The organism is Bradyrhizobium sp. 1 (genome assembly GCF_023073315.1).
GTDB lineage: Bacteria > Pseudomonadota > Alphaproteobacteria > Rhizobiales > Xanthobacteraceae > Bradyrhizobium.
Genome location: NZ_JADPJH010000033.1, coordinates 584,487 through 597,252 on the forward strand (window position 1 = coordinate 584,487; position 12,766 = coordinate 597,252).

Consider the following 12,766-nt stretch of genomic DNA (forward strand, 5'->3'; position numbering starts at 1 on the left):
CTCCCAAGCTTTGTTCTTTCGGTTCTAGACTTACATTTTGTCTCGGATAACTACAGTGATGCGTCCGACGACATCTCGCGAAGTCACCGCCGTAAGTGCCTCCACCGCTCTCACCAAAGGATATCGCCGGGCCACAAGCGGCTTGATCTCGCCTTTGGCGGCCCATTGCATCATTTCCGCGAATCTGGAGCGATAGAGGGTCGGATTTCGTTCGATCAACACGGCGGTATTCACGCCAATGACAGACCATTCTTTGAGCAATAGGAGATTGGCCGGAATTGATGGAAACCGGCCGGCGGCAAAGCCGACGATCAGACATCTACCGCCAGGCGCCATCGTGCGCAGCGCATGCTCAGACATATCGCCGCCAACCGGGTCGAACACCGCATGCACACCGCGCCCATTGGTGATCTCGGCTACAGCTGGACGCAAGAGCTCTTCTTGATAGTTGATGGTCGCCTCTGCGCCAGCTAGTTTCGCCGCTTGTAGTTTCTGTGCAGAACTTGCAGCTGCAATGACGCGAGCTCCAGCCATTGTCGCAAGTTCAATGGTTGTGAGAGCCACGCCGGATCCGGCGCCAAGCACAAGAAGCCACTCTCCAGGTTTGATTGCCGCGCAATCCACCAAGGCGTGGCGGGCCGTGCCATAGCAAATGGGGAAGACAGCCGCCGTCGTAAATGAAACGCCATTCTCGACCGGAAACACGACGGACTGATCGACGCATATCTCCTCGGCGAAGCCGCCGTAGACACAGGTCGCCATGACCCGATCTCCCGGCTTGAATTTTTTGACATCAGCGCCGACGTCCACGACGATGCCGGCAGCCTCCATACCTGGACTGAACGGAAACGATGGCTTGATCTGATATTGACCAGCAGTAATCAGAGCGTCGCCAAAATTGACCCCAGCCTCCACAACCGCGATACGGACCTGCCGATCGGAGGGGATCGGGTCCGCAATATCGTCGATTGAGAGATCGTCGAACGATCCAAACTTTCTGCAGACGAGAGCCTTCATGTGTCTTGCTCTGGTGCAATCGTTATGGGCCAGAAACGCTCATCCACCCCTCTCGGTCTTTAGGAGACTTCGGAAGATGACGAGGCGCTGGATTTCGGAGGTTCCTTCCCAAATACGAGTATACCTAGCGTCCCGATACAGCCGCTCAACTGTGGAGCGATCTACCAGGCCCCAACCGCCGCGCACCTGCAGCGCGGTATCAGCGGCTCGGTTTGCCATTTCGGAAGAAAACAACTTGACCATGGCTGCTTCACGAGTGAACGATTGCCCGCCATCCGCCAATTGACAGGCGTCGTGTAGCATGACGCGCGACGCATGAATGGAAGTCGCCATATCGGCGATCATGAACTGGATGGCCTGATATTCGGATATCTGTTTTCCGAATGTCGAACGCTGCAAACTGTAAGAGAGCGCCTCCTCAAGTGCCCTCTGTGCAATTCCAATCGCCTCCGCAGCCAGCGTAAGTCGGGCCAGGTCGAGGGTCCCGAGGAGCAAGGATGCGCCTCGACCTTCCACCCCAACCAAGCCCAAGTTCGGCACATGTACGTTGTCTAAAGTGATCTCGCCCGTCGTTGTCCCGCGCATGCCCATCTTCTCGTAAACTTTGCTCACGCTGTAGCCGGGCGATCTTGCATCAACAATGAACACAGACACCCCAGCATCCGTCTTCGCCGCAAGGATGCACAAGTCCGCGTTCACGGCATTCCCTATGAGCGTCTTGACGCCGCTCAACCTCCAGCCGTCGCCCTCCCGCTTCGCAGTCGTCGAAATGGCAGAAACATCTGAACCGGTGTGCGCCTCCGTCACTGCAAAGCAAATGCTGCGTTTGGCGATTGCCAGGTCCGGCAGATACGTCCTCTTCTGTTCAGCAGTCCCAAACCGCACGATCGGCTGTATGCCGATCACGAAAGCCATCAGTACACCCGCCGTGGAAGGACATCCTCTGGCAAGTTCCTCAGTGACCAAGCAGATCGTGAGCGCGTCTCGGTTGAGTCCCCCATACTCTTCAGGAACGGAGAGCCCGGTAAAACCCAGATCCGCCATCGCGCGAACAGCATCGGACGGAAATTCCGCTTCGGTATCTACGCGCTGAGCTGCCGGCTTCAGGACATCCTCGGCGAATTTCCGGGCCGAGAGCTGGGCTTCCTTTTGGATCTGGCTCAATGCGGGGGCCATTGACGAATGCTTCCTCTAGTGAATAATTAATCGACCGCACGGTCGGTTGATTAATGCACACCGACGACGCATGTCAAGCAGGCTCCGGAGGAAGAATGGCCCACACAGTTTTCGAGGCATTTCGAGAAGGCGCGGCTATGTGGCCCGAGAATGTCCTTTTCTGCGTTCCTGTCGGCAGGGACTTTGCTCCCGAAGGCCTCGAGTTGACCTTCGCTCAAGTCGCTCGGAAGGTAGACGCGCTTGCCGAGGCATACCGGGATGCGGGTTACGGTTCCGGACATCGAATAGCTCTGCTATTGGACAATCGACCGGAACACTTCATCCACTTCCTGGCTCTTAATGCATTGGGTTGTAGTCAGACGCCATTGAATCCGGATCATCGCCCAGACGAGATGCGCTACCAGATCGAGCACTCCAAAGCTGAGCTTTTGGTGTGTTTGGAGCGGCACGCAGAGAAAGCCGCTGAAGCGATGGCAGGCCTTGAACTCGCCCGGCCGATCGTCACCGTCGAGCATTGGCCGGAGCGTTTGCCCGTGCCGCGAACCACAAAGACTGGGATACAGCCGAGCGCGATCAGCGAGGCCGGTGTACTCTATACGTCGGGTACGACTGCGCGACCGAAGGGCTGTGTCCTGTCCAATGAACACCTGCTATGTTTCGGCCAATGGTACATTGATTATTCGAAAACGAAGGAGAGCATTTTCCAGATCCGGGTCGGCCAAGAGCGCCTCATGAACCCCCTTCCCGTCTATCATGTAGCGGCGGGCGCACTTTCGTTCATCTCGATGATGCTGACTGGGAATTGCCTGGTTATGCCAGGCCGGTTCAGTCCCAGATTGTGGTGGCAAGAAGTCGTGCAGACATCAAGCACGATCGTTCATTATATTGGGCTCGTGCCTACCTTGTTACTAGGCCAAGATCCAATACCCGAAGAGAGATTGCATCGCGTTCGCTGGGGCTTGGGGGCAGGCATCGAGCCTGAGGTACACGCCGCATTTGAGAAGCGCTTCGGCTTTCCGAATGTAGAGGTCTGGGGAATGACCGAGATCGCTCGATGGACCGCCGATGACCAGGAGCCGCGGCGTATCGGGTCGCGTGCGTGCGGAAAACCCATTCGGGACCTCGAGGTCAGAGTTGTCGATGAGGAGGACAATGATGTGCCCATCGGACAATCGGGTGAGCTGCTGGTAAAAGCAAGCGGGCCCAATCCTCGAAGGGGTTTTTTCGATCGATATCTCCATGACCCCACCGCAACAGAATTAGCCTGGCGCGGCGGTTGGTTTCATACGGGGGATCACGTCCGCCAGGAAGCGGACGGCATGCTGTTCTTCGTCGATCGCAAGAAGAACATCATACGTCGCTCCGGGGAAAACATTGCGGCGGCAGAAATCGAAAACGTGCTGCTTTCGGACCCGGCGGTTGCGTATGCCGCTGTGATTGCTGTACCGGACCGTCTCCGACAGGAGGAGGTTTTTGCCTGCGTTGTCCCAAGGCATGGCCCCAACGGCCACGCAGCATTGGCAGAGCGTCTGTTTCGGCTTTGTCTGGACAAGTTGGCCTATTACAAGGCGCCAGCCTATGTCGCATTCTTTGAGTCGCTGCCGATGACGGCGACCCAGAAGGTTCAAAAGCAAAGAATTTTTCTAGATAAAGACCCGCTGGAGACCAGCGGCCTCTATAATTTCATTGCCTTGAAGAAACCCAATCGATAAGTCCGGACTCAAACCGAACAACCACAGACCAGGCTTCTTTTCACAAACCGATGGCCCGACCAACCGATCCCAACAGGCCCGAATTCGAATTGAAGATACTGCGGCGAGCCGCGAAGGTCTTCTCGGAAAAAGGGTATCGCGAAACAACAATAGAAGACATCGCGAGAAATGTCAGGCTTAAGAAAACCAGCATATATCACTACTTCCGCAGCAAAGAGAACATATTGTTTCGTGCCATATCTCTCAATCTCGAGAGCTCGCTGGAGCCGCTCGTTGCTGTCATGCAAGAGGACGTTCCAGCACCCGCAAAGCTCAAACGGGCCATCGCATGCCAGGTGCAGGCATTTCTAGACGCTCCCTACTTTGCGCTGCTATTTGTAACTGACAGGAAATTTCTGTCACGCAAGCATCTCGAGATTTGCCTGCAACTGCGCGACCGGCACGAGAACATTTTCCGTGAAATCGTGGATGATGGCATCCGCGATGGCTCGTTCCGAAAAACGGATCACGCTGTCGCGGTGAAGATCATTTTTGGGGTCCTCAATTGGCTACCCGTTTGGTGGCGACCATCTGGACGCTACGGCAAAGAAGAGATCATTGCTCAGATTAACGAAGCGCTGGTCGAGAGAATGCTTTGGCCGGACCGGTAATTGTTTCAGGTCAGCCGCCGAGGATCGCTGCGCATCAGTTATCGCATTTTTGGCAGCACCTTGAAGATGAGCAGATTCGGCCGGCAGATTGCGCTACAGGGTCTCGAGATTTCGGATGAAAGAAAGCGAGATTTCCCCATCGAGCATAATAGCAAAGGTCGCCACGAAGCGAGGGCTCCCTCGCAGCCGATGTCACGAAACGTAAATCGTCGTAGATGATGTGCTCGTAGATGTCGTCCACCATCAGCAGACGTGCGGGTGATCGATCAGCACGTCCAGGAGAGGCCGGTAGTCGGCTGCGAAGACGCTGCGCCGGATGAATTAGAGGGCGAGTTCAGCATCACCCAACGTGTTAGCGGCGTAATCGCCTGTACGAGATCGTTGGCAACCTGACGAAAGCCATTGGTCTCGCGGCAGGGGACGGGTACGGGTTTGCCACCCGCGATCAGCACGATATCGGCATAGGTCACCCAGAACGGCGTCGGTATGATGACCGCGTCGCCGGCATGGCTCGATCCATACCGACCCGGTCCACCTCGGGTATGCCGCCGGGCTCTCAGGCAAGGCGCTGAAGGCGGAGGCCAGTGCCGCCCGCAAGATCGCCAGCCGTTCGGCGCTCGGCCTCCATGTGGAGCTGGCCGGCCCTGACGGCGAGCGCAATCTCTATGCGCTGCATCCGCGCGCCGCATCCTGCTCGCGCCCCAGACTGAAGCCGGCCTCTATCAGCAGGTCGCAGCAGTGCTCGCGACGGGCAACGAGCTGGTCGTCTTCGCAGCCTCCGGGCTGAAGGACGCCCTGCCGACCTGCCGGCGGCTGCTCGCCGCTGGCTCCTGCGACGCTGCGCCAGAACGTGACGTCGCCGAGCGGCACCACAGCAGCGGCGCTGGACGTCCTCATGGCGGATGGCGGCATGCAGCCGCTGATGCGAAAGCCTTGCCCGGACGATCTCGACATCAGTCGCCGCCGTGATCGTCACTCCCGGAAATGACTTTGTCGATCGGCCCGGCGGGTCTGCTGAGCTGCGATTGCTTATCCTGAAAGCTCACCCCGCGCGCCGTTTCGCAGCAGCGCACGCGATGCGAAACCCGCCTACACGTTGCTTGGCGACTGAGCTATCGGTTCGCACAATTTAAGCAACTGTCCAGTGAGCTAGCATCCTGTTGCAGGAGGTACCCTGCTTGCCGCAACCCTTCTCGCCGATCGATAGGCTTTGCGAGTTAGTCTTATCAGTTGGCCAATAATCCTATTGCGGCACGGCGCTCAATCTTTTCAGAACAGCCAAGCATTCCGACTTCATGTCTTCCATAATATCGCGGATGGGTCTCTCGTCCTTGATCCTTCCGACTATTTGCCCCGACATATACCCCATATAATCGATCGCATTGGCCAATTCGAGACGCTTTAGCGCAGGCGCCACCAAGAGTTTCTGGGCGGCGAGCGGGAGAGGCTGCGGGGCACCAGGCGCGTCCCACGCATCCGTCCATTTGCTTCGCAGACCGCGAAGAGGCTTGCCGGTATCGTATTTGCGCTGAATCGCGTCCTGGGACCGCGCTGCGATGAACCTTTTCCGCATGCCTGGAGACAGTTCGCTCTCGGAGGCTCCCAACCAGATCGTCCCGCACCACACGCCCTCAGCCCCGAGAGCAAACGCGGCTGCAATATGACGTCCGCTCCCCACGCCACCGGCGGCAAGCACTGGAACAGGCGCAACGGCGTCCACGACTTCCGGCCACAATACCATGGAGGCGATGGTGCCAGTGTGTCCCCCGGCCTCACTTCCCTGAGCCACGATGACATCGACGCCGGATTGGACATGTTTGAGGGCATGCTCGGCAGTCCCTGCCATCGCGCCAACCACGATTCCCCGGCGGTGCAGCCTCTCGACCACGTAGGTCGGCGGAGCCCCCATCGCGCTCAGGACAAACTTCGCCTGCGGATGCCTGACTACGACTTCGAGGACTTCGAGAACGCCTTCCTCGGTGTGCCCGTGGCCGGGCGGCTTCTCGCGAAGCATCTCGGTCTCCACTTCGGGCGGCAGCGGTGGGATACCCGCTTCGTCCAGGACCTTCTCGACGAAATCGAGGTGCTCCTTCGGCAGTGCCGACAGGCGCTGCGACATCGGAACGACCTGCCCGACCTTGTTGGCGAACAGTACATCAATGCAGTACGGACGCCCGTTCGTCTTCTCGTCCATATCGGTGAGAATCCGCTCTAGCTCGTCCGGCTCATAGTAGCTCGCCGCGAGCGCGCCCATGCCGCCGGCATTGGTGACTTCGATCGCAACTTCGGGCTTGTGTGTGAAGCCGAAGATCGGGACTTCGATGTCGAACATCTCGGTAATGCGGTTGCGCATGGTTTCTCTCGATCTTCGCGCCGCGGATTGGGTCTGCTCCTGTCGAGCTCAGCTCCGGCCGAATTTCGGCTTGCGCTTTTCCTTGAATGACATCGTCGCTTCCTTGTGGTCGGCGGTCTCGAAAGTCACCTGCTCGAGCGCCATGGAAGCTTCGAGCAGCATGTTGACACGGTCCTTAACGATCTGATTGATCGACAGCTTGGTCCATCGGATCGCCCAGGTCGGGCCGTTGGCGAGCTCGAGCGCAATCTCGCGCGCCTTGGCCAGGACCTCGCCGCGCGGAGCAACATGATTGACCAGGCCAATCCGCTCGGCTTCCTTGCCCTTCAGCAGCGTGCCGCGGATCAAGAATTCCTTGGCCTTGTTGATGCCGATCAGGAGCGGCCAGATCACGGTGCCGCCGTCCCCGGCAACCAGGCCGACACGGGAGACGTGGGTGTCGCCGATCCGGGCGTCCTCGGCCATCACCGTGATGTCGCACAGGAGTGCATGCGTCGCCGCAAGCCCGATCGCGTCGCCGTTGATCGCGGCAATGATCGGCTTGTCGAGCTCCAGCTGCCGGGTCACGCCGCGCCGGCTGATCATTGGATCGTGGACCTCACCCTCCTCCAGCACATCGCCGCCGGGGCGCTCCGACATCGCCTTGACGTCGCCGCCGACGCTGAAGAACTCGCCGGCGCCGGTCAGCACCACGACATTGACGGCGTGATCGTCGGCGAGATCGTCCCAGATCGTCCGCAATTCGCGGATCAGTTTCTGGTTGATCGCGTTTCGCGCCTGCGGCCGGTTCAGCGTCACCGTGGCGACCTTGTCCACGACGTCGACCTTCAGGCACTCGTACCTAGCGTAAGGATTCATCGTCGTCTCCACAAAATGGCATTCGTTGATTGGCCGCGTTGACCGCTTCCGCCGCCCGCGCCCCATTGTCAGAGCGCGCGCGCAATGAGTTCTTTCATGACCTCGTTCGAGCCGCCCCAGATCTTCTGGATGCGGCCGTCGCTCCACATCCGCGCGATCGGATAGTCAAGCATGTAGCCGTAGCCGCCGTGCAGCTGCATGCAATCGTCGATGATCTCGCACTGCTTGTCGGTAGCCCACCATTTCGCCATCGCGGCGGTCTCCGGATCCAGCGCGCCGGCGATCAGGCGCTCGATGCAGGTTTCCACGAAGGTGCGGGTGACCGACACGGCGGTCTTGGCTTCGGCCAGCACCATCCGCGTGTTCTGGAACTCGATCAGGCGCTTGCCGAAGACCTCGCGCTCCTTGACGTAGGCGACGGTTTCCGTGAGCGCGGCCTCGCTCAGCGCCAATGCCTGCATGGCGATGTTGATCCGCTCCTTCGCCAGTTGCTCCATCAACTGATAGAAGCCGCGGCCCTCGACGCCGCCGAGCAAGTTCTCGACCGGTACGCGGGCATCTTCGAAGAACAGCTCCGCCGTGTCCTGGGCCTTGAGGCCGACCTTGTCGAGCCGGCGGCCGCGGCGAAATCCCGCGGTCTTTTCGGTCTCGATCACCAGAAGGCTGAAGCCGCGCACGCCGTTACCTTCGCTAGTATCGGTCTTGACGGCGAGGCAGATTAGGTCGGCGGTGTGTCCGTGCGTGATAAAGGTCTTCTGGCCGTTGACGACATAGTCGTTGGCGTCGCGGCGCGCATGGGTCCGGATCGCCCGGACGTCGGAGCCCGCGCCGGGCTCGCTCATCGCCAGAGCCGCAACGAGATCGCCGGTCGCCATCCGCGGCAGCCAGCGCTGCTTCTGCTCCTCCGTGGCATATTGGACGAAATACGGAGCTAGGATCACGTTCTGCAAGGGGATGCTGAAGTCGGGAAAGGCGATCCGCGCCAGCTCCTCGATCAGGACGGCCTCGTGCCAGAAATTGCCGCCGCCGCCGCCGTATTCCTCCGGCGCGCTGACGCAGAGCAACCCGAGCGCGCCGGCCTTGCGCCAGAGATCGCGATCGATGTAGCCCCGCGTCCGCCACGCGTCGACATGCGGCACGACCTCCTCCGCCAGGAAGCGGCGAACGCTCCTGCGGAAGAGATCGAGTTCGCTATCGTCCTTCGGTACCGTCATGCGCGACCCGCGATCATTGATTGACCAGGGGGCAGCCGCCCTGGTCGAGCGGACGCACCGCCCTGTCCGCCGGGATCACCGCGATCTGCTTGTAATAGTCCCACGGCGCCTTGGACTCCTTCGGCGACTTGACCTCAAACAGATAGAGGTCGCGCAGCACGCGGCCGTCGGCGCGAAGTTTTGCGTCATGCGACATGAAATCGTTGATCGGCATCTCCCGCATCTTGGCCATCACCTTGTCGGGATCCTTCGAGCCGGCCGCCTTGATCGCTTTCAGGTAGTGATTGACGACGCTGTAGGCACCGGCCTGCACCTGCGTCGGCATGGCCTTCATCCGCTCGTAGAAGCGCTTGGCGAAAACGCGTGTCTCGACGTTCTGATCCCAATAGAACGCCTCGGCGACGATGATCCCTTGCGAGTCCTTGAGGCCGACCCCGTGAATAGCGTCGATCGTGGCCATCAACGCCGCAAAGCGCTGACCCTGCGCCTTGAGGCCGAACTCCTCGCCCTGCTTGAGCACGGTCGCGAGATCCGCGCCGGCCTCGACGACGCCGATCACCTTCGCCTTGGATGTCTGCGCCTGCAGCAGGAACGACGAGAAGTCGGTCGCGCCGGTCGGCGTACGCACTGAGCCGATCACGGTGCCGCCGCCGGCCTTGACCGCCGCCGCGGCGTCACCTTCGAGGCTCGCGCCGAACACGGTGTCGTTGGTCAGGAAGAACCATGAATTGTCACCGCGGTCGACCAGCCCGCCAGTCGGTCCGTGTCCGAGCGAATAAGTGTCGTAGGTCCATTGCGCGACATAGGGCGAGCATTTCGCACCCGTCAGCTCGGAGCTCGCGGCCGCATTGAACAGCGCCAGCTTCTTCTTGGTCTTGGTCATGTCGGCGATCGCGAGGGCGAGGCCGGAGAACGGCACATCGATGATCGCGTCGACATTCTCGTCGTCATACCATTTCCTGGCAATCGCCACGCCGATGTCGACCTTAAGCTGGAAATCCGCGGAAACGATCTCGACATCCTTGCCGAGCACCAGCCCGGCGTCCTCGGCCGCAAGCTTGGCCGCCTCGACGCTGCCGCGCCCGCCGGCGGCGGAATAGACCGACGACTGGTCGCCGAGAACGCCGATCTTGACCGGCGTGTTCTCGCCAGCCCGCATCGGAGTCGATCCAACAACCAGGAGCGCCGCGACCGCGGCCCCCGTCCCTTTCCAAGACATCTGCACCTCCCCGCGCTCATTGTTGCTTGAGCTTCCGAAGGCATCATTGCATAATTTGTCGGACGTTCAACAAAAATATAATTTGCCTTCTTCCCAAGCGGCTTTAGGATTGGCGGCAGTTGGTGCGCGAACGCAGGCCGATCAGGACCGGCGAGCAACCTACGGAGAGACGACAGGTGGCGGAGACGGTTTTCGAGGTGTTTCAGGCGAGCGCGGCCGCGGCACCGCAAAGCGCTTTCATCTGCGTTCCCAAGGGCACGTCCTATGCGCCCGAGGGAATCGAATGGACCTACCGGGAGGTCCAGCAGCAGGTCGCAACTCTCGCCGCGCGCTATGCCGAAGCCGGCTACGGGCTCGGACATCGCGTCGCTCTATTGATCGAGAACCGACCCGACTATTTCGTACACCTGCTCGCGCTCAATGCAGTCGGCGCCAGCATCGTGCCGGTCAATCCCGATCATCGGCACGCCGAGCTGCTCTACCAGATGCAGCATAGCGGCGTGGTCCTCGCCATCGCGCTGCGCCATCACGTCGCGCGCCTGAAGGCGGTGGCCGACGAGCTCGCAGGCCAGTTCGTCGTTCTCGCGGCGGACGATCTGCCGGAGCGCCTGCCGGTGCCACCGCAGCCGGGACCATCCGGATCGCTCGACCGCAACACCGAAGCCGGTGTGTTCTATACGTCCGGCACCACCGGCCGCCCAAAGGGCTGCCTGGTGACGAATGACTACTGGCTTTCCGCCGGCGAATGGTTCTTCACGCTGGCGCGCAGTGGCGGCCGCTTCTCGATCGAGCCGGGGAAGGATCGCCTGTTCAACCCGATGCCGGTGTTCCACGTCCATGCCGGGGTCGTCGCGCTGATGCCGATGCTGCTGTCGCAAGGCTGTCTGATCCGGCCCGAGCACTTTTCGGCAAAGCGCTGGTGGAGCGAGGTGTCGAGCAGCAGGGCAACCATCGTGCATTACATCGGCGCAGTGCCGCAGGCCCTCGTCGCGCTGGACAGATCGGATGAAGAGCGCGCGCATTGCGTTCGCTTTGGCTTCGGCGCCGGACTGGAGCCGACGATCCATCGCGCGTTCGAGGAACGCTTCGGCATCCCGCATCTCGAGGTCTGGGGTATGACCGAGGTGGGGCGCTGGACGGCCAACGACCATGAGCCGCGCGCGATCGGCATGCGCGCGATCGGACGCGCGGTTCCGCCGCTGGAGGCAAAAGTTGTCGATGAGCACCAGCGCGATGTGCCCCCTGGCGCGGAGGGCGAGCTCGTCGTCCGGCTGGCCGGCGACGATCCGCGGCGAGGCTTCTTCGCGGGCTATCTCGGCGACGACGCCGCGACTGAAGAAGGCTGGCGCGGCGGCTGGTGGCATTCCGGCGATATCGTCCGTCGGGACGAAAGCGGTGTGATCTATTTCATCGACCGCCGCAAGAACATGATCCGGCGGTCGGGCGAGAACATCGCCGCCACCGAGGTGGAAACCGTGCTGTGCCGGCATCCTGCCGTCGGGCAGATCGCGATCATGCCCGTTCCCGACGAAAGATCGGGCGAGGAAATCTTTGCCTGCGTCGTTCCAGCCCCAGGCCACCCCGCCGGGCTGCGGCTTGCAATGGACATCGTCACCTACTGCAATGAGCAGTTGGCCTATTACAAGGCTCCGGGGTGGATGCTGTTCATGGAACGCATGCCTGTCACCGCGACACAGAAGATCAACAAGGCACAGATTTTTGCAGCCGGGGTCGATCCGAGAAACCTAGCCGGCGTGATCGATCTGCGCGCGATGAAGAAACGGCGATCCGTCGCCGAGGCTGGCTAGGACTTTCGCGGCGGAAAGAACGCCTCGAGGAGCTCGTGACAGGCTGCCTCTCCCTCCGCGGCCGAGATGGTTTTTGGGTCGGCGGCCCAGCCGGACCAGAGACCTTCGGTAAGCTGCATAAGCGTGATGGCAAGGCGATCCGGGTTGATTTTCACGCCCCGCGCATCCCCGGCGCGCTGCATCAGATGCGCAAGGCCGCGGCGATAGGGACGGTTGAGCTTGCGATAGATCTCGGCCAGATCGGGCGACCAATGCGACGTGCTGGCCAGCGCGACCCAGACCAGAACCCGTTCCGGCGTGAACACAGGAGCCCGAAAGCTGGCGCTGACGATGGCGTGCAGGCGGTCGAACGGATCCGTGCCGGCCGCTTCCGCCGCGGTCCGGGTCGCCAGCTCGAAATCCTTGGCGACTTCGCCCACGGCATGCAGCAGCAGAGCATCCTTGCCGGAAAAGTAGTGGCCGATCAGCCCGCGCGAAAATCCGGCGGCCTCGCAGATCGTAGTAACAGTGACGTCCTTGTAGCCGTGTTCGGCGATCGCCTTCATGACCGCGACCACGAATTCGTGCCGCTTGACCTCCTGATCGGACGACCCCACCGGGCGGCCGCGCGCCCGCTTCTCCGATTTCTGCAAGCGAACTGTCCTCTCGAAGGCGATGCCAGCACTATTCATCTATTTTGTTGGATGTCCATCCAATTTCGCTTCGGTGAGGATGCCGGTTGCAAAGCTTGCCCCCCGCGCCTGGGCAGTGCGAGCTCGG

At 60.7% G+C, this 12,766-nt stretch carries 10 protein-coding genes and 3 pseudogenes; 5 read left to right on the plus strand and 8 right to left on the minus strand.

Annotated elements, in window-relative coordinates:
- Positions 1-30: 30 nt before the first annotated feature.
- Positions 31-1,017 (minus strand): NADPH:quinone oxidoreductase family protein, encoded by a 987-nt coding sequence (locus tag IVB29_RS27750; protein WP_247506583.1) that lies wholly within the window; start codon positions 1,015-1,017, stop codon positions 31-33.
- 39 nt (positions 1,018-1,056) lie between these two features.
- The gene (locus tag IVB29_RS27755) at positions 1,057-2,193 is read right to left on the minus strand and encodes an acyl-CoA dehydrogenase family protein (RefSeq protein WP_247506584.1); all 1,137 of its coding nucleotides are present in this window, start codon (positions 2,191-2,193) and stop codon (positions 1,057-1,059) included.
- A 95-nt stretch (positions 2,194-2,288) separates the two neighbouring features.
- Between IVB29_RS27755 and IVB29_RS27760 the strand changes: the two genes are divergently transcribed.
- Together IVB29_RS27760 and IVB29_RS27765 are read left to right on the plus strand one after the other, a co-directional pair.
- Positions 2,289-3,905 (plus strand): AMP-binding protein, encoded by a 1,617-nt coding sequence (locus IVB29_RS27760; RefSeq protein ID WP_247506585.1) that lies wholly within the window; start codon positions 2,289-2,291, stop codon positions 3,903-3,905.
- A gap of 50 nt (positions 3,906-3,955) precedes the next feature.
- Positions 3,956-4,555 carry a TetR/AcrR family transcriptional regulator gene (locus tag IVB29_RS27765; RefSeq protein WP_247506586.1) on the plus strand — a complete coding sequence of 200 codons (600 nt, stop codon included), beginning with the start codon at positions 3,956-3,958 and terminating at the stop codon, positions 4,553-4,555.
- 163 nt (positions 4,556-4,718) lie between these two features.
- Here the strand turns inward: IVB29_RS27765 and IVB29_RS27770 are convergent.
- Positions 4,719-5,058 (minus strand): annotated as a pseudogene (locus IVB29_RS27770) (aminotransferase class I/II-fold pyridoxal phosphate-dependent enzyme); the annotation flags it as partial.
- Positions 5,059-5,135: 77 nt separating this feature from the next.
- Here IVB29_RS27770 and IVB29_RS27775 point away from each other — a divergent pair.
- Together IVB29_RS27775 and IVB29_RS27780 are read left to right on the plus strand one after the other, a co-directional pair.
- Positions 5,136-5,344, plus strand: a pseudogene (locus IVB29_RS27775) (hypothetical protein); the annotation flags it as partial.
- A 43-nt stretch (positions 5,345-5,387) separates the two neighbouring features.
- Positions 5,388-5,543, plus strand: a pseudogene (locus tag IVB29_RS27780) (pyrroline-5-carboxylate reductase dimerization domain-containing protein); the annotation flags it as partial.
- 255 nt (positions 5,544-5,798) lie between these two features.
- Here the strand turns inward: IVB29_RS27780 and IVB29_RS27785 are convergent.
- The 4 genes from IVB29_RS27785 to IVB29_RS27800 all read right to left on the minus strand — a co-directional run bounded on the left by IVB29_RS27785 (position 5,799) and on the right by IVB29_RS27800 (position 10,199).
- Positions 5,799-6,908 (minus strand): nitronate monooxygenase family protein, encoded by a 1,110-nt coding sequence (locus IVB29_RS27785; protein WP_247506587.1) that lies wholly within the window; start codon positions 6,906-6,908, stop codon positions 5,799-5,801.
- Positions 6,909-6,956: 48 nt separating this feature from the next.
- Complete coding sequence (locus IVB29_RS27790; RefSeq protein WP_247506588.1) at positions 6,957-7,766, minus strand: enoyl-CoA hydratase-related protein; 810 nt, start codon at positions 7,764-7,766, stop codon at positions 6,957-6,959.
- Between the two features lie 68 nt (positions 7,767-7,834).
- Positions 7,835-8,980, minus strand: coding sequence for an acyl-CoA dehydrogenase family protein (locus tag IVB29_RS27795; RefSeq protein ID WP_247506589.1), 1,146 nt, complete (start codon positions 8,978-8,980; stop codon positions 7,835-7,837).
- A 13-nt stretch (positions 8,981-8,993) separates the two neighbouring features.
- Positions 8,994-10,199 (minus strand): ABC transporter substrate-binding protein, encoded by a 1,206-nt coding sequence (locus IVB29_RS27800; protein WP_247506590.1) that lies wholly within the window; start codon positions 10,197-10,199, stop codon positions 8,994-8,996.
- A 176-nt stretch (positions 10,200-10,375) separates the two neighbouring features.
- On the opposite strand from IVB29_RS27800, the gene IVB29_RS27805 reads away from it, so the two are divergent.
- A complete protein-coding gene (locus tag IVB29_RS27805; protein ID WP_247506591.1) occupies positions 10,376-12,007 on the plus strand; it encodes an AMP-binding protein in 1,632 nt (543 codons plus the stop codon).
- Here the strand turns inward: IVB29_RS27805 and IVB29_RS27810 are convergent.
- A complete protein-coding gene (locus IVB29_RS27810; RefSeq protein ID WP_247506592.1) occupies positions 12,004-12,639 on the minus strand; it encodes a TetR family transcriptional regulator C-terminal domain-containing protein in 636 nt (211 codons plus the stop codon). The genes IVB29_RS27805 and IVB29_RS27810 overlap by 4 nt on opposite strands.
- Between the last annotated feature and the right edge of the window lie 127 nt (positions 12,640-12,766).

Bases quoted from the DNA above. Each gene is read 5' to 3' on its own strand.
- IVB29_RS27750 (WP_247506583.1), bottom strand. From the start codon at position 1,017: ATGAAGGCTCTCGTCTGCAGAAAGTTTGGATCGTTCGACGATCTCTCA.
- IVB29_RS27755 (WP_247506584.1), bottom strand. From the start codon at position 2,193: ATGGCCCCCGCATTGAGCCAGATCCAAAAGGAAGCCCAGCTCTCGGCC.
- IVB29_RS27760 (WP_247506585.1), top strand. From the start codon at position 2,289: ATGGCCCACACAGTTTTCGAGGCATTTCGAGAAGGCGCGGCTATGTGG.
- IVB29_RS27765 (WP_247506586.1), top strand. From the start codon at position 3,956: ATGGCCCGACCAACCGATCCCAACAGGCCCGAATTCGAATTGAAGATA.
- IVB29_RS27785 (WP_247506587.1), bottom strand. From the start codon at position 6,908: ATGCGCAACCGCATTACCGAGATGTTCGACATCGAAGTCCCGATCTTC.
- IVB29_RS27790 (WP_247506588.1), bottom strand. From the start codon at position 7,766: ATGAATCCTTACGCTAGGTACGAGTGCCTGAAGGTCGACGTCGTGGAC.
- IVB29_RS27795 (WP_247506589.1), bottom strand. From the start codon at position 8,980: ATGACGGTACCGAAGGACGATAGCGAACTCGATCTCTTCCGCAGGAGC.
- IVB29_RS27800 (WP_247506590.1), bottom strand. From the start codon at position 10,199: ATGTCTTGGAAAGGGACGGGGGCCGCGGTCGCGGCGCTCCTGGTTGTT.